The following is an 18032-nucleotide window of genomic DNA, read 5'->3' on the forward strand; positions in this document are numbered from 1 at the left end:
TTACGTATCAGTAAATTCTATAAGCTTGGCTCTTAAGGAATTTATGAAATCAATCAATACTCTTCTTACCTTATCCTTATTGGTCTTTTTTTCAACTTTTGGCTTATCTGCACAAAGTAATGGATCAATTCGAGGAACTATCATTGATTCAGAAAACGGAGAACCGGTATTCGGTGCTACTATCGTTGTTCGATCAGAGAAAAAATTCGCTAAAACTGATTTTGACGGAAAGTATATTTTAGAACTTCCCCCTGGAACTTACCAAGTGGAATACCAAATGTATGGATACGGCCCGCAGAATAGAACGATCGTTGTAGGTTCTGGAAAACCGAGCCAAATGAATGTAACATTTGGTGCTCAAGTGTTACAAACTGTTGAAGTGAAAGATCGTGCTATCAATGAATCGGATGCTTCCTTACTGCAAGTACAGAAAAAATCGGCAACAGTTTCAGATGCGATCGGTGCTGAATCGATCAAAAAATCTCCAGATTCATCTGCTGGTGATGTGATCAAAAGGGTCACAGGAATTACTTTGATTGGTGGTAAGTATGTATTTGTTCGCGGATTAGGTGAAAGATATTCATCAACTTATTTGAACGATGCATATATACCTTCTACTGAACCTGATAAAAGGGTTGTGCCTTTAGATTTATTTCCAGCCAACTTAATTAAAAATATACGAGTCATTAAAACATTTGTACCGGAAGAGTCAGCAGAGTTCTCTGGTGGACTTGTAAAAATTGAAACTAAAGAGTATCCAGATGAATTTACAATGAAAGTAGGTTTCGGCGTTGGATATAATGGAAATACAACACGAAAGAAATGGCAAACATTTGATGGAGGAGATTTTTTTGGAAGACCGACTGCTAATCAAGAACTTCCTTCCGCAGTCAAAGCAGTTCCTGATTTTCTACCTTTTGAGCCAGGAAGTCGTTTTGGAGGAATCAATCCTTCATTAATCAACCTTGGTGCCGTTACCTTTCCTTCACAATGGACACCTGATACGACAAAGGCGCCATATGACAAAAACTTTAACTTAACTGTTGGTAATACTTTTAAATTAACAGAATCTGGACAAAGACTTGGCGTTATATTTGGTACTACCCATTCCGTCGATTATCGATTTAGACGTCAAAAAGACGTAAGGTATATTCCAGGAAACCCTGTTTCACTATCAGTTAAGGATTTAACAACAGTCTCTCCTTTGCAGACACAAGATGCAGACATCTATGTCGAAGATCGCTTGTTCGGAAACAATTTAAACTTTGCGTATGAACCGATGAGCGGCCAACAATTTTTCTTGAAAAATTTCTATTCAGTTTCTTCTGAAAAATCGGTTAGAGAATCTGTTGGAACCAATAATATTGATAATTTTCAGTTCTTCTCCCAAACCAATGACTTCATTAGTAGACAATTGTTTAATTCAAGTTTTGGCGGAAAACATGCTATCAATTTAGGTTCGTTGAGTAGACCACATACGCTTGATTGGCAAGTAAATTATGGAGAAGCCAAAAGAGATGAACCCAATTTGACGCAACAAGTATGGCGAAGGTCTTCAACAAGTCCAGTAACAACCATTCCAACGAGACTGGGAAATAACCCTGATGGTTCAAGGTTTTACTCCACATCAAATGACACTGTTAGAAGTTTTAGTGTTGCTTATGAAGTCCCTTTTGATCAATGGAACGGACTTAAATCGACATTTAAATTTGGTGGTTCTGCTTTGGATCGCTTCAAGTCATTTACCTTTCGAGAATTTGGGTCTAAATCAAACGTAGGGACTACCACCACTGATTTATATCCAGTGCCCGGGGAAATTGTTTATAATCCGTTAGAATTTTTACGAACGAATAGTACTGGTCTTGCAAATAGAACCTTCTCCGAAAGACAAGTAGAGCCGAATGCTTACGATGCGTATCAAAAGTTGCACTCCTATTTTTCTCAATTTGATGTTCCATTATTTCCAAAGTTTAGGTTCATTGGCGGAGCAAGGTACGAAGATTCTTATCAAAAGGTTAAAACATTTGTTCTAAAAGAACAATTCGATGTAAGACGACCAGGTTATGGATGTGATACTGGATCTGAGGGAGAACGAATTCTATTAGTAAAAAATAATATTTGTTCTGCCGATAATAACGGTGTTGGTGAAATTAGAACAAAAGATATTTTGCCTAGTGTTAATTTTGTTTATGAATTTCTTCAAGATCAAAATTTAAGATTTGGTTATACTCAAACACTCACTAGGCCGGATTTCAGAGAAATGTCTCCGTTTGCATTTACTCCTTATTTCGGTGGAGATAGAATCCGAGGAAATCCAAATCTCCAAAGAACCTACATTCATAACTTTGATTTTAGATATGAATACTTTATGGGTGGAGCAAACTATGTAGGAGCAGGTGTCTTTCACAAAGATCTTTCTAACCCAATTGAGTTGATTGGACAGCCAGTGGCTGGTCAGATTTCACCTTTCTTCACTTATGCGAATGCTAGTCGAGCAACCATTCGAGGAGTGGAGTTGGATTTTAGAAGAGAATTCTTTGATAAATTCCGATTTGAAACCAACGTATTCTTTATTAAATCTCTTGTGAACGTTGTGTCTTGGGAACAGTATACAATTTCTAAAGCAGGATTGTTAGATCCTATTGATAGAAGTTTTTCTTACGATCCAACAAACATTCGACGACCATTACAAGGACAGTCTGATTTCGTAGCAAACTTGAAGTTTGATGTATATTTGAATAAACTAAAAACAACCACGATTGGTTTATATTACAACTACTTCGGTGATCGGATCTTTGTTGTTGGTGCGAACGGAACTCCCGACGCTTATGAACGAGGAGTTGGTTTAACGGATATTGTTTTCTCCCATAAAATGGATGATAAACTTGATTTTAAATTTGCAGCAAAAAACGTAACAGACCAAAGATTTAGAATCTACGTGAAAGATGAGCTCCTCAACGAAGAAAAGCTTTTCCGATCATATCGTGAAGGGGTTTCTTTTTCGATGTCAATGGGGTATAAATTTTAAAAGAAAACCTAATATTAATTCTGAATTACAAACCCCGAGCCAAAAATTCGGGCGTTTGTAATTTAGCCGTTTCTTTCCTAAAGATCAATTTAGTTAATTCCTCTACCTATTTCCCTTCTGGATTCACTATAATCGGCAAACCATCTTTTCCATTTGGTACAAAAATCAATTTATTATTCGGATTCTCCATTGCTTTCAATTGAATGTATTTTGGAGTCAATGATTCTGAAATCATCTTCTGGGCTTTCGCTTGCGCTTCTGCTTCAATGAGCACGGCTTTTGCTCTACCATCAGCAGAGATTTGTTGGATCTCAGCATCCCTTTTAGCAATATTGATTTCGAATTTCATCTGTTCTTGTTCTTGTTGTTTGGTAAGTTTACTTTCGATTGCTTTTAAGATGGACGGACTGTACTCAACATCGTCGATAATTACATCATCAATTTCAACGTGTTTATCTTTTAACTTTTCACTCAGTGACTTTTTGATCTGTGCAGATACGTTAGGCGTCTCCTTGGATATCGAAACCATATTGTATGCAGATAAAATATTTCTTATGGCAGTTCGGAATTGCGGTTTAACTACTTTCTCATAGTAACCCCTTCCAATTTCCATTTCAAGTTCATAGATTTCATTTTGCACCGGTCGAATGATGATTGCAGCTGTGACAGTAATAGTTAAATCATCTCGAGTGAGGACCTCAACTTTTTCCTGGTAACTACTCCATTGAACCGAATAAACATAGACACTATTCCATGGCATATAGGTTTGAACTCGAGATTCTAATGGTTTTTGGCTAAGGCCCGTGCTGTAGGGGCGCCACATAAGACCCACCTCACCTGGACTGATGATGGAGAGGCATGATGTAAAAAAAAGGCTCACACCTAAAATGGATAGGAACTGGAAACTGGTTTGAAAAATGGATCGACGTTTCATAGTTAAACCATTAGACTAAAACGGATGTTACAATTTATATCCAGTCGATTTTTAATTCCCGCAGCATTCTACCTTGTTTTTTTCACTTTCATAGGGATGGGTATTTCCTGTATGGAAGATGAATCTGTAGTCAAAGCCCCTAAAAGTTTAGAATTACGTCTCTTTCAGGCAATCGACAAGGGAAACCTCGAACTAGTCAAAGAACTGTTAGCCGAAGGTGTGTCGATCAATGCAAAAGATTCCTTAGGCAATTCCCCTTTAATCAAAGCTGTGGACGACGAAGAGATGGTGATGGCAAAATTTTTGATCCACAAAGGTGCCAACGTCAATCTTCGTAATACCACAGGAGAAACTGCTCTCTATCGCGCTGTGTATCGGGGAAATTTAGAATTAGTCAAACTTTTGGTAGAGGCAGGTGCAGAAACCAAAGTCAAAACTGTAGGTGGGGTTAGCATTGCGGAACTTGCGGAAGAAAGAGGGGAAGAAGGGATTTTGAAGTATCTACACTCGCTTAAATAGGAATTTATTATTTAAGTAAATTTGCATATATAGTGTTATACGCCATTTGGTGCATCGTTTTAATATTATATTCCTATATATTTGCGTGTATAAATTACTTATTATGTGTTCATTCATACAATTAAAGGAAATAAATCATGAAAATATCTGAGGTTAATATAAATGAAGAAACAGCAAGCATAGTTGGTCTTAAACAAATTTCTATGAAGAAAGTTGGCAACACTATACTCTTAGCAGGAAAAAATGGATCAGGTAAAACACGAATCCTAAATCTTATACGTGATCAAACAGTAAATTTAAACAACTTTTTTAATCAGAAACAACAAGCGGCTAATCAACTAGAGCAAATTAAACAGAGAATTATACAACAACCCCAACAAAAACAAAGTTTCGAGCAACAAATTCAAGCCTATCAAAACGCAATCATACAATACGAACAACAAATATCACAACAACCCCAACAAAAACAAAGTTTTGAACAACAAATTCAAGCCTATCAAAACGCAATCATACAATACGAACAACAAATATCACAACAACCTGAACAAAAACAAAGTTTTGAGCAACAAATTCTACATCTTGAAAAATTGGTAAAAACACAAATTCCCATAATAACAGAAAACGATGAAAAAAACATAATAATCGTCGATTTTGTTCCTAATAAGATTGATTTAGAGGATTGGTCAAATCAAAGCAAAGAAAATTGGATGCGGAAGGCTCATCAAGCTACAAACCTAGGAGTTTCAAACCTTCACCATTCAACACTCCCTTTAATACAACAAGTATTAGATCGTTGGATTAATTCAACTCATCCAAAATTACAGAATTCAGATAACGACATCGAGATTTCGACAAATAATTACCACCGCTTACAAAGCATAGTAAAATCGTTTTTAGGTACCGAAATAGAATGGGACAATGACGGCTATACTACTATCTTTAAAAAACCAATTGCTAAAGCGCAGCTTTCAGCGGGGCAAAGAGTATTACTGCAACTTTGCGTCGCTATTTATGCTCAAGGAGGTAATTTATCAAATCATATTCTCTTTATGGATGAACCTGAAAACCATTTACATCCTTCTGCAGTCATAGATTTATTAGATACAATAAAAAAACATAATCCAAATGGTCAAATTTGGATAGCAACCCACTCAATACCACTTTTATCGCACTTTGACGCTTCTTCTCTTTGGTTTGTAGAAGAAGGTATAATAAAACACTCAGGTAAGAAACCAGAAGAAGTATTGAAAAGTCTATTAGGCAATGAAGAAAGAATTCAGAAATTAAAAGATTTTACAAGCTTACCTAATGAATTGGCTAGAAATCGTTTTGCATTCGAATGTTTATGCTCTCCTAAAGTTATTGAAACTGATTCTAAAGACCCACAATCTAAACAGCTTTATGACCAACTTGAAATAATTTGGAAAAAAAAAGAAACTATTAGTCTGCTTGATTTTGGTGCAGGTAAAGGTCGAATGATTGCTAACCTTGCAGACTACGAAAACATATCACCAGCTATATTGGATTATCATGCATACGATTCATCAGATTCAGAGAAAGAACATTGCCTTAAGAATATTTCATTATCTTATTCAAATGAAACCAATCGTTATCATAATTCACTTGAAGATTTACGGTCTAAGGTAGATGACCATTACTTTGATGTGGTTGTCCTAAGTAATGTCCTCCATGAAATACCACATGAGTCATGGTGTGAAACCTTTAGTAGCATTGAAAAAATCCTAAAGACTGATGGCTTCCTTTTATTAATTGAAGACTGCCGTTTACCAACAGGTGAACTTGCCCATAAAAATGGTTTTATTGTTTTCAATACGCTGCATTTAAAAAAACTATTTGAAATTCCAGCTAATGAGGAAAAATTTATTAAACATGATGCTCGATTCGATTCGATTGATCAACGTGGTCGATTAATGGCACATTTAATTCCGACAAAATATTTAAAAAAGATTTCTTCTCAAACAATTAGGAACTCATTACTAGAATTAAAATCTTCAGCAAAAATGGAAATTCGCAAAATTCGTAAAGGCGAAATAAGTTATTCTAATGGTATTGCACACAGTTTTTGGACTCAACAGCTAGCAAATGCGGAACTTTGTTTAACCGAATTAGGTGAGTTAAATTAGGTTAAAAACATCAAATGGACATTTATATCAGCGGAAAAATTAAATTCTTTAATTCAGAAACGATTAAAGCTAATATTTTTGCAATTACAATTGTACGGATTGAACACAACATATATTCTCAATAAAAACCAAGTTGCGCATAACAGCGACTTTCCGCTTCGGCACTTACGACCTCGCTTGGGCTGCGCCATATAGTCTAGTTCGTTATGCGTCATTGCTTAGCTTACATCTTTATAACTAAGAAAACTTTGTTCCATCTTTGTTATATTGTAGGTTATCTTATATCTTATTTAATAATTCTAATTCCATCTATGTCAGAATTAGATCCATGTACAAATGGGATTCCGGATGGATTTCTTACTTCGATTTACCTAATTTTCTATATACTAATAAGTTTCTCTCTCTTAGTTTTACCATTTGTTAAAATAAGTTCTAAATATTGGTTTTTTGGTTTATTACATATCGTGACTTTTGCATATTTCAGTTTTAAGCTAACAAATTACATATATTTTGTATCTCTGAAAGGATACCATATTTGCGATGGATACCATCTTTGGAACGACTTCACTAATCCAGGTAATGAAAGTTACGGAAAGTCAGATTTGTTAATGCGCCTTTTTCCTTTGTTCCTATTTTCTTCACTATTTTATTTTATTTCTATCACATATTTTTCGAAATCAATAAGTAAGAAAAATTCTTGATAAAAAGATTTCTTTCAATAAAATTAATTTGATCAAAAAGCGACTACGCATAACAGCACCAAATCGCTACGCTTCGGCCTCGATTAGCCTAGTTCGTTATGCGAAAGTCGTTAAATTCCAATGAAAATTAATAAAATATATGGAAAAATCAAAAGACTAGTTACAAAACCGTTCTCATATTTTATTCCTTTAAACAAAAAGGAAATTGCTCTTTTAGAATATAACTTCGAATTTTATAGGAAACTAACTGGAACAGAAAGGAAGGAGTATAATTTTCTCATTAAACATTTTAAACTCTCGAAATCTATAAAATCTACGTCAGATATCACCTTAACTAAATATCATAAAACTTTTCTGGCATGCGCCGCTGTAAGACTTATACGCAAAATTGGATTGAGACATTATGATTATATTAATAATATTATCGTTTTTCCCGACAAATTTGAAACTAACGAATTCCAATTCAAACTTGACGGAGTAACTGGAGATAACGGATCTATTGGGTTATCTTGGAAAGCAATAATCAGAGGTATTTCAAATTCAAATGACGGTGACTGTGTTATCACACATGAATTTGCTCATGCGATTGATCTTTTATCCGGTGGTTTCGATGGTATTCCACAATTAAACGCTGATAGAGAAATTAATAACTGGGAAAATCTAATTATCAAAGATTTTCAACAATTAAAGAATGAAATTAAACATCTATTCTCATATATTGAAGATGAATCGGAATTTTTTGCATATCTTAGTGAATATTTCTTTGAAAATCCTAAACGTTTCAGGGAAAGGTTGCCAAAAATCTTTGATCTATTTAATAGATTTTATCAAGAATATGATGTTCATCAATAACGACTACCACATAACATCTCTTGGTAAATACCACCTGGCACTCACCCCTATCAGAGTCAGTGCCATCTTTCATCCTTCACAACTCCTGATCTCTTACTGATTCATCTCCACCAAGGTTTCAAAAAGAATTTTAGTCCCCAGTTCCAAATTATCAATGGTCATGTTTTCGTTTTTACCATGCATCCCATCTATGTCTTCCGATTTGAGAACCGCAGGAATCAATCCGTATGATTTAATTCCTAACCTTCTCAAGTAGGAATTGTCTGTTTTTCCAGGAGAAAGAAATGGAGTTACCGTACTATTGGGAAACTTTTTGACAGACACAGCTGCCAAAGTGCTAAAAAGTCGAGTGTTGATGGGAGATATGTCAGTTGGATTGATATCGGTAAAAGTAATTTCCGCATTGTATTTAGCGGCAATGGTTTTTACTTTATTGGCAAATTCTTCAATATCAACACCGGGTAAAGTTCTGATGTCGAGTCTTCCTGAGGCTTCCCCTGCAATTACGTTTTCTCCCCCTTCGCCTTCTGTGGTTCTAAAACCAGTAATGGATTTGGTGTTTGTCGTCATTGCCGTTAGGTGACGATTGCTTCGGATGGTCCCGTGTAGCAATGGTTTGATCAATGGGTTTCTGGCATTCTTTAAAAAAAATGAATTTGGAAAGGAACTGATTGTCCCGAGTTGGTAAAAAAATGCATCGGTTTCCGAGGTGATACGAATATCAGATTCGAGTTCTCTGACTTCGTTAAAAAATTGAATTAAGGACAAAGCTGGGTATTGAGTGGGAGGCGAAGATCCGTGCCCACTGGTTCCTTTGATTTTTGCTCGTAACCAAATGTTTCCTTTTTCCGCATATTGAATGTTAAAGATAGTGGAACCTGGGATCACAATGTCCCTTGTTGCCACTCCACCTTCATTGAGTGCGTATTCGTATCCTTCAAAAACTTGTTTTTGTTTTGAAGTCATATACTTGCCACCTAACTCTGAACCTGATTCCTCATCGGCCAAAGCCAAATACATAATTTTTCGAGTTCTTGGAATTCCAGATCGTTTGATTTCCAGAAAGGCAAGTAATTCCATTACGGCCATTCCTTTCATATCAATGGCACCACGCCCCCAAACACGACCTTCACTTACCGTACCAGAAAGTGGATTAACCTTCCATTCTTTGGAATCAAATTCGACTGTGTCCAAATGGTTTGCGAGAATGATTCCTGGCTCGGGATTTGGAACTGTTGCTGGTAATTCGGCAATCAAATTAGGTCTTGTTGGATATTTCGGATCAAAAACAAAACGAGAAGGGATCCCTTCTTTTGCAAGAACCGCTTGGACGTATTTGGCCACCTGAATTTCGTTTCCACGAACCGATGGTATTTTCAATAAATCTGATAAAAGTTTTACCGCTTCCGACCTGCGTGCTTCCCAATTGACTTTGGGATATGATTGTTTTAGTTCCGCATACTTTACCTTTTGACCGAAGGAACATTGTAAACTTAAAACCGCGAGAATAAATACCGAAACCAAAACCTTCATAAAAATGAATCTCCCTTTCTCTCCGGAAAAGAGAATCATGGATTTCAAAAGTTAAAAGAAAAAACTAACTTAGATTTTTCGTAAAACCAATCGAACGATGGATGCCTTTCCTCTGTGGAACGGACTTTCATTAAGTTCAATTTCTAAGGCTTCTTCATATTCAACGCTCATTTCTGAAAAATCCATACGCAAATCTTTTAATTGATACAACATGTCTGGATCTTTTGGACCACCTGATGTGTATTGCAACTGCTCAGGAGAAAATGCCTCCAGCAATAAAATCCCACCTGATTTTAAAGTTCGAACACAATTACGGTGGGCAGTAGTGCGAATGGATTTATGAAAGTGGCAGTAAATCAAAGCAACCATATCCATTTGTTCTGGCGCATAGGGGTAAGATAAAACATCAGAAATCTCATAGTGGATGGTGACATTTTTTTCGTTCGCAAGTGCGGTTGCTTTTTGTTTTCCGATTTCTGATTGATCAAAGGCAAATACGTCCCAGCCGAGTCCTGCAGCAAATACCGCATTCCTTCCTTCGCCTTCACAGGGAAAAAGAATTCTTCCTTTTTTTAAATTAGGTAGACGAGTGCGTAAAAAATCGTTTGGGTCTTTTCCGTAAACATAGTCTTCATTCGCATAACGTTCATTCCAGAAAGTTTTAGAATACATGGTGTCCCTGCTGTTTATTTTTTTGATCGCATCATCATATACTAAACTTTCTGAATCAGAACCATTTTTTCAGTAATAATGAATTAAATCGTCGGCAGATTCCCGCGGTGTATGGAAACGATTGAGTTCAGAATCCGGTTTTGGATATCCGATGCTCAGTCCAAGGATTACCTTTTCTTCCTTAGGCAACCCTAAAAGGTTTCGAACGACATCAGGAAATGCACCCAAAGCGGCTTGTGGACAAGTTCCCAATCCTTCCTCCCTTGCTAGGAGAAGAATCGATTGTAAAAAACAACCCAAATCAATTCCGACAAAAAAATTGAGATCAAATTTAGAAGTGATAAAAACTGCAGTCGGTGCCCCAAAGAATTCAAAATTTCGAAGCATAAATTGGTCCCTCGCTTCTTTGTCTTTACGATCAATTCCTGCCACTCCATAAATTTTCATCCCTAAATCAAACATTCGTTTTTTGGCATCACTTGGATATGATTCTGGCCAATTGGTTTCTGGTTGGGGGGAAGACTCCCTTGCTGCTTTCGTAAGTTCTAATGCTAACTTCTCTCGTTTATTGCCACTCACAATATGTACCTTCCAAGGTTGCGAGTTTTTCCAACTGGGGGAACGCAGGGCCTTTTTAAAGATCCTTTGGAGGATTTCTTCTGGGATAGGTTCTGGTAAATATTCTCGGATGCTATGTCTAGTTTCTAAGGCCTCCGTTGTTGTTTTGGCAGACTCATGGATGGATATCATTTCAGAATTCATATGGATGCTCCTGGTGCATATACATACCGACCGGTCTGTATATGCAAGAACTTTTCATACAGACCAGTTGGTATAATGTTTGCATAGTTTTTGTAATTTTGGAATTTGTAAGGGATATGAAAAAAGAACCAACTCGTGTACGCCTCTTGCAAGTAAGCAAAGATCTCTTTTTAAAACAAGGGTATTCGGAAACAGGTCTCAATCAAATCGTAGGTGAAGCAGAAACCGTCAAAGCGAGTTTATACCAACATTTTTCCTCAAAAGAGATGTTAGGTAAGGAAGTACTTCGAATTTATTCGAATGAAAATTTAACTCTTCTCAAATCTCTTATGAAACGAAATCCAAAACCTCTTGATTTTGTGAAGGCTTGGGTTCGGATTCTTTCCCGGGAAGCGAGAGAATCCCAACTCTTTGGATGTGGAATGGCCAATTTCCGAGCACAGATTGCAGCAAACGAATTGGAGATTTTGAAAGAAATTGAGGAAATTGCCCACAAAACCATCGATTGTTTGGCTGAGTATTTACAAGAGTCTCTGGAAAATGGTCAAATAATTTCTAAAGTGGATTGTCGATCACTCGCCAAACAATTATTTTTTGTCTACGAAGGGGTTTTGCAAGGTTATCGTTTGCTTGATGATAAAAGATCATTGGAAGATCTTTACCGAATTGCCGAATGTTTGATCCCAACATCTAAATGAAATACGCTAAATTTCTAATTTTTATTTTTTGTTTGGGATGGTTTATACCTCTATACGCAGAGGGAAACCTGGAAGTTGTATTTCAAATAGTAAAATCCAATTCAGGAAAACCAGTCACAAACGCAGTTGTTATTTCAAAAAAAGGCAAAACAAGTGGTGTTTCCAATGAGGAAGGGATCGCCAAACTTCGATTTCCCGAACCAGGTTATTATGAAATTAAAATTTCTACCGCGGACAGAACCGAATCTGTGTTTCGGGAAGTTCGATTCAAAGGGCAGGTGATCCTCGTCACCATCTCTGAAGCAAATTTATCTGGAATTTTAGTGAGTGGTGAAAGGGACAAAACTCCTCTCTCTCGATATGGACTTGTACAAGATGAAATCAAACGACTTCCTGGAGTATCTGGTGATTCCTTAAAAGCACTGCAAACCATTCCTGGCGTAGTGATTGGAGCACCTGTTGGAATTTTACCTTCTGTTTTTACAAACATAGGAACCAATTTATTAACTGGAAATCCCTATTCCAATAGTGAAAGAGGAGATTTATCCTTACGTGGCGGCGGCACTAGACAAAACCAATATTATTTCGATGGATTCCCACTTTCTTATCCATTCCATTTGGGAAATCAATCTTCCGTACTAAATAATAATTTAATTAAATCCTTTGATGTATTTACTGGTGCCTTTCCAGCTAAATATGGTTATGCGACTGGCGGAATCATTGCCATTGAAGGCACTGACCGTGTTGATGAAAATAAAACCGTCATCAATATCAATTTATTTTTATCAGATATTTACAACCAATCCAAAGTTTTGCCGGGCCTAGCAATGATCAGTTCGGGAAGGAAAAACTATCCAAACTTAGTTCTATTACAAGCCTACCCACAAGGGATTCCCGAAGATGCAAAGTATGCAGAGTACCAAGATTACCAATGGAAACTGATTTGGGATATTAGTTCGGAACATCGCCTTTCGATCCAAACGTTTGGAACAAGAGATAGACAAGCATACACCAAAGCCCAAGCAGATTTAGAAAGAGGAGGGCAAGACCCACGTCCTCCGACTGGCCTTGACCGAATGTTTCGCACAGATGCCATTCGTTACGTTTGGAAAGGTAAAACATTTCGAAACACATTATCTTATTCACGTACTTCTTTTAATGAATTTTTTGAACTGAGATTTACAAATCCGCTGACAGCAGAAAATATTTTTGGGTTACAAAATAGAACTGCAGATACAACCACTTATGTTCATAATGCGTTTGAATGGGAACTATGGGAAGAACATCTCAAGTTAGAAGCTGGAATCCAAGGTAGGTTCCGAGAGACAACCTTAAAAGGAGAAAATATTTCTTCTTACAATCGATTGTTTTACAATATTTTTAATGATCTTTTAAATTCTAATGCAGCTTTCCGATCCGTGATCGATGGAGACAGAATTCGATACCGGGAAAAATCCGCTTATGCGGAACTTCCATTTAAATACGGTGGTTTTCGCCTAACACCGGGAGCAAGGGTAGATAATTATTCTGGTAGCAATGAAACCAATTTAGCACCGCGAATCACTGGTGGTTATCTTTTTGAATCCACAAAAACTGGATTTATGATTGGGCATGGGATTCATTACAATGCACCTGTATCTGTTGAAGCTTTGTCAGCAAAATCCGGAAATCCCAATCTTTTTATGGAACGTTCCGAACACAATTCCGTCGGAGTCAGCCAGGAATTTTCCAACAACTGGCAAATTAAAATTGAAGGCTTTCGAAATATATTTCAAAACATCATTGTTCCTGATGCCTACATTGCTGATCCGTATGCTTTGAACAATGACACTCGCGTTTTTGTGAATGAGACAGCCAAAGTTCTCGCAAATCCCATCACACCAAAAAATCTAAATTATTCAAATGCTGGTTATGGACATTCGGAAGGGATTGAAATTTTTATCAAAAAAACCAAAGATCCAAGAGAACAATCCGGCCTTTTTGGTTGGATTTCCTATACAAATTCTATCACCAAACGAATCAATAACCAAGCCAGGTTATCCAGTGATGAAACAAGAAACAGAACTTTATTGAATAATTCCAGAACACTACTTGCCCAATCCAAAATTGGAACAAACTACATAAATTATTATGATGATAATCAATTTGAAGTTATCTATAACAATGATAAGGAACAACTTTATGATTTAGATAGAACACATATTTTAAATATTGTTTTTGGTTATAAATTTAATCCAGAATGGATGGTTGGCGGAAGGTTTCGATATTTTTCAGGTACACCTTACACTCCCATTACAAGTGCTACACGAGCAAACCAAGCGGCAACTTTTGGTTTAAATTTGTATTTTCCAAATTATTCAGGAAACTATAACAGTGATCGATTTTTACCTTTTCACCAATTTGATTTGCGGATTGATCGGATTGAAAACTATTCTTGGGGTTATATCAATACGTATATTGAATTTGTGAATTTTTACGGACGAAGAAATCAGGCTGGTTTCGAATTTGATAATACCAAAAATTATCAAAGAAATCAGAATCCTGCACCAACATATGATACTGTAAATTCACCATATATTATTTCGCAAACTCCAAATGGAAAATTAGCTTTTATTCCTCTCATCAATATTGGAATGGAGGTACGATTTTGAAAAATAAAATCATTTTATTTTCTATCACTTTATTTTTGACCTCTTGTCTTGAAGGTGGGGAAGAAAAACAAAAAGAAGAAGAGAACAAACAAACTTTTAATTTAACTACCCTATACCTAATTCGGCAGTATGGAAATTGTATCAAAACCAATACTTCCTTATCTTCAAATAACCAATTTTGTAGCCGAAGACCTCTTGGAGTATGCAACGTCAATCAACTCATTGTCACTCAGAGCGAAGTGAATGTGATGATCAATGATGCAAGGATCATTCAAACAAGAACGGTCGATTGCCAAGAGTCAATTTTGCAATCGGGAGTTTTGAGTTTGAAAGCAACAACAACGGCCAACGTTGATAACTTTAAATCCCAATATACATTCCGTGTTGCCGAATCCTGTGAATTAGAAGGATTCCTGACAAGTAATGGAACCAGGTTCGCTAATTTTACAGAAATTCTTTGGTTAGATTCTGTTCGCGGAAAAATTGCCAAAGCTGCAAAAACCATAGTTGCCAATGGTTTTTTACCTCAGGCAAACCGTGACCGCGCTAACAGTTGTTTGAATTTAGAATTTAAAGATTGGGAAAGGGACCTCGCGCAAGGAAGTAATGACAATAAAATTCTGGTCGAAATCGTACATCCTTAAAATCAAAATCCGCTTTCCTTAACCTCGCCATCTCACATTTTGTCTTTAATCTGAAGGAAATTGAATTTTATGACTTTGAATCGATATAGCCGCATTCTTACCCAAGATGAATCCCTTCCTGCCTCCCAAGCAATGATCATTGGATCTGGAGTTCCTTATGAAGATTTAAATAAACCATTCATTGGAATTGGTAGTACTGGATTTGATGGAAATCCATGTAATATGCATCTCACCACTCTTGCTTCTTTACAAAAGAAAAGTGTATTAGATACAAAACAAATGGTGGGTTTATTATTTAACACCATTGGTGTAAGCGACGGAATTACCAACGGTAATGACGGGATGCGTTACTCACTTCCTTCAAGAGAAATCATCGCTGATTCCATTGAAACGATTTCTGGTGCACATTATTATGATGGGATTATATTTACTGCCGGTTGTGATAAAAATATGCCAGGTGCGATCATGGCAATGTCAAGACTCAACAGGCCATCCATCATGGTATATGGTGGAACCATCAATGGCGGAAATTACAAAGGTGAAAAATTAAATATTGTTTCTGCCTTTGAAGCATACGGAAAAAAAATTAACGGAAAAATCACAGAAGAAGATTTTAAAGAAGTCATTAAAAATTCCTGCCCAGGGCCTGGCGCTTGCGGTGGAATGTATACTGCGAATACTATGGCTACGGCCATTGAAGTAATGGGAATGAGTTTACCATATAGTTCTTCTTCTCCGGCTCGCAGTGAAGAAAAAAAGAAAGAATGTATGAATATTGGAAAGTTTATGTACAATCTTTTAGAAAAAGATATCAAACCTTCAGATATCATCACTCCTAAATCAATTTTAAATGCACTACGAGTGGTGACTATCCTCGGTGGTTCCACAAATGCTGCCTTACATATGATTGCGATTGCAAGAACTATGGGTATCCCTTTGGATTTGGAACAAATTCAAAAAGTAACAGATACAACACCACTACTTGCAGATATGAAACCAAGTGGAAAGTATCTAATGGAAGATTTACATGCTATCGGGGGAACCCCTGCAATCATGAAATTTATGTTACGCGAAGGTTTGCTTGACGGATCTTGTTTGACAGTCACTGGAAAAACCATCGCAGAAAACTTGGAAAGTCTTCCTGATCTTCCGGCTGACCAAGATTTACTTCGACCCGTTAGTAATCCCATTAAAAAAGAAGGCCATATTCAAGTCCTATATGGCAATATCGCCAAAAAAGGTGCTGTGGCAAAAATCACAGGCCATGAAGGGGAAAGGTTCGAAGGCAAAGCCATTTGTTTTGATTCTGAAGTGGAAGCCAATGCCGGGATTCGCGACGGTAAAGTCAAACCAGGCCATGTGGTAGTGATCCGTTACGTAGGCCCAAAAGGCGGTCCGGGAATGCCAGAGATGTTAAAACCAACTTCTGCCATCATCGGCGCAGGTCTTGGGGACAATGTGGCTCTCATCACTGATGGAAGGTTCTCGGGCGGAAGTCATGGATTTGTTGTGGGCCATATCACTCCGGAAGCAATGGAAGGGGGAGAGTTGGCATTTGTGAATGATGGGGACAGTATCTTGATTGATGCTCGCACCAACAAACTCGAACTACAAATTGCACCAGAGGAGCTAGAAAAACGGAGAGCGACTTGGAAAAAACCTCCATACCGCATTACCTCTGGATATCTTTGGAAGTACATCCAGATGGTAAAAGATGCTAGTACTGGTTGCCTAACGGACCGTTAGGCGTCCATTTCAATTGGAGTTCCCACTCTTTTCTTTGGGAACTTCTTCTTTCCCATCCGCATGTCTGGCAAATCTAGATTTACCAACATGTACTGGATCGTAGGAATCCCAAGGCCAACCGCCAAACTGTGTTTTGCGATAGTCGTCAAACGCTTGTTGGATTTCTTCTTGTTTGTTCATCACAAAAGGCCCATATTGGACTACAGGTTCTGCAATAGGTTTTCCTTCCAAAATCAAAATGCGTCCTGGTTCCGATCCATTCTTTAGTTCTAGAGAAACATCCGATTTTAGGTTGTACATATGTTTGCCTGGTACGACAACTTCATCGAGTACTAGACCTTCTCCTCGGAAGTAATACAAATTTCTATTGTTTCCAATCGAACTTCCAGGAATCACAAAACTAACTTCTGGATCTAAATCTAAAATATATATTCCTACTTCGTTTTTTGGATCACCTGCCCAGGAATCTGGAGGTGGGTCGAGTGGTTTATCACCAAACAATGATCCGGCGACTGTTTTAATTTTTACCTTTCTCCCATTGGCATCCGAAACCACTTTTACAGGAATGTCTTCGTTCCAAAACATTTTGAAGTGTGGATCTACAAATTTATTTTTTGCCGGCAGATTCATCCAAATCTGAAAAAGTTCCAAAGTATTATCACCTGCTTCATTCACCAAAGGAAACATTTCTGAATGTTGGATCCCAGCACCTGCCGTCATCCATTGTACGTCCCCATCTCCGTACCTACCAGCGGCACCTTGGGAATCGGCATGGTCAATGAGTCCTCTTTGGACCACAGTCACTGTTTCAAATCCGCGGTGGGGGTGGCCTGGAAAACCTGGTATGGTTTCCCCGTGGTACATCCTCCATCCGTCTTTTCCAGCAAAGTCTTGGCCAATTTGTCTTCCTTGGAGGGAAGCATCCGGCCCAAACTTTCCATTTCCTTTGGGATAATAGTCTTCGTGGTGGACACAAAACAAAAAAGGATCGGAAGTCGGCCATTGGAAGTCCAGCTTTTGTGCGTATAATATCGATTTATGTTTCATCTTTGAGTCCTATTTTTGCGTAATGTATCGCTATTTATAAGACAGTAATTTAGAACCAAAAGTTTTTCACAATAGAAACATTCACTCCGAAAGAACCATAT

Annotated in this window: 13 protein-coding genes; 8 read left to right on the forward strand and 5 right to left on the reverse strand. The window is 37.3% G+C overall.

Annotation, left to right across the window (positions count from 1 at the left end; translation table 11 throughout):
* Window positions 1-43: 43 nt before the first annotated feature.
* Window positions 44-3028, forward strand: coding sequence for a TonB-dependent receptor domain-containing protein (locus CH364_RS09940; RefSeq protein ID WP_100743759.1), 2985 nt, complete (start codon window positions 44-46; stop codon window positions 3026-3028).
* Window positions 3029-3134: 106 nt separating this feature from the next.
* On the opposite strand, the gene CH364_RS09945 is transcribed toward CH364_RS09940, so the two are convergent.
* A complete protein-coding gene (locus CH364_RS09945; RefSeq protein WP_100743760.1) occupies window positions 3135-3962 on the reverse strand; it encodes a prohibitin family protein in 828 nt (275 codons plus the stop codon).
* Between the two features lie 111 nt (window positions 3963-4073).
* Here CH364_RS09945 and CH364_RS09950 point away from each other — a divergent pair, with 111 nt between their 5' ends.
* The 3 genes from CH364_RS09950 to CH364_RS09965 all read left to right on the forward strand — a co-directional run bounded on the left by CH364_RS09950 (window position 4074) and on the right by CH364_RS09965 (window position 8178).
* The gene (locus CH364_RS09950) at window positions 4074-4481 is read left to right on the forward strand and encodes an ankyrin repeat domain-containing protein (protein ID WP_100743761.1); all 408 of its coding nucleotides are present in this window, start codon (window positions 4074-4076) and stop codon (window positions 4479-4481) included.
* Between the two features lie 137 nt (window positions 4482-4618).
* Window positions 4619-6625 carry an AAA family ATPase gene (locus CH364_RS09955; RefSeq protein ID WP_100743762.1) on the forward strand — a complete coding sequence of 669 codons (2007 nt, stop codon included), beginning with the start codon at window positions 4619-4621 and terminating at the stop codon, window positions 6623-6625.
* Between the two features lie 821 nt (window positions 6626-7446).
* A complete protein-coding gene (locus tag CH364_RS09965) occupies window positions 7447-8178 on the forward strand; it encodes a M90 family metallopeptidase (RefSeq protein ID WP_100743764.1) in 732 nt (243 codons plus the stop codon).
* Window positions 8179-8271: 93 nt separating this feature from the next.
* On the opposite strand, the gene CH364_RS09970 is transcribed toward CH364_RS09965, so the two are convergent.
* From CH364_RS09970 to CH364_RS09980, 3 genes are all read right to left on the reverse strand, one after another.
* Window positions 8272-9711, reverse strand: a complete 1440-nt coding sequence (locus CH364_RS09970; RefSeq protein ID WP_100744721.1) for a M20/M25/M40 family metallo-hydrolase — start codon at window positions 9709-9711, stop codon at window positions 8272-8274.
* A 69-nt stretch (window positions 9712-9780) separates the two neighbouring features.
* Window positions 9781-10383 carry a class I SAM-dependent methyltransferase gene (locus CH364_RS09975; RefSeq protein ID WP_100743765.1) on the reverse strand — a complete coding sequence of 201 codons (603 nt, stop codon included), beginning with the start codon at window positions 10381-10383 and terminating at the stop codon, window positions 9781-9783.
* Between the two features lie 69 nt (window positions 10384-10452).
* A complete protein-coding gene (locus CH364_RS09980) occupies window positions 10453-11145 on the reverse strand; it encodes a nitroreductase (protein WP_100743766.1) in 693 nt (230 codons plus the stop codon).
* Window positions 11146-11261: 116 nt separating this feature from the next.
* Here CH364_RS09980 and CH364_RS09985 point away from each other — a divergent pair, with 116 nt between their 5' ends.
* From CH364_RS09985 to ilvD, 4 genes are all read left to right on the forward strand, one after another.
* Complete coding sequence (locus tag CH364_RS09985) at window positions 11262-11843, forward strand: TetR/AcrR family transcriptional regulator (protein ID WP_100743767.1); 582 nt, start codon at window positions 11262-11264, stop codon at window positions 11841-11843.
* Window positions 11840-14494 carry a TonB-dependent receptor plug domain-containing protein gene (locus CH364_RS09990; RefSeq protein ID WP_100743768.1) on the forward strand — a complete coding sequence of 885 codons (2655 nt, stop codon included), beginning with the start codon at window positions 11840-11842 and terminating at the stop codon, window positions 14492-14494. Before CH364_RS09985 ends, CH364_RS09990 begins: the two co-directional genes overlap by 4 nt.
* Window positions 14491-15138 carry a hypothetical protein gene (locus CH364_RS09995; RefSeq protein ID WP_100743769.1) on the forward strand — a complete coding sequence of 216 codons (648 nt, stop codon included), beginning with the start codon at window positions 14491-14493 and terminating at the stop codon, window positions 15136-15138. The genes CH364_RS09990 and CH364_RS09995 overlap by 4 nt, the downstream gene beginning before the upstream one ends.
* A gap of 69 nt (window positions 15139-15207) precedes the next feature.
* A complete protein-coding gene (gene ilvD, locus CH364_RS10000; RefSeq protein WP_100743770.1) occupies window positions 15208-16884 on the forward strand; it encodes a dihydroxy-acid dehydratase in 1677 nt (558 codons plus the stop codon).
* Between the two features lie 9 nt (window positions 16885-16893).
* On the opposite strand, the gene CH364_RS10005 is transcribed toward ilvD, so the two are convergent.
* A complete protein-coding gene (locus CH364_RS10005) occupies window positions 16894-17931 on the reverse strand; it encodes a pirin family protein (protein WP_100743771.1) in 1038 nt (345 codons plus the stop codon).
* Window positions 17932-18032: the final 101 nt, after the last annotated feature.

This window comes from Leptospira harrisiae (genome assembly GCF_002811945.1).
Classification (GTDB): Bacteria; Spirochaetota; Leptospiria; order Leptospirales; family Leptospiraceae; genus Leptospira_A; species Leptospira_A harrisiae.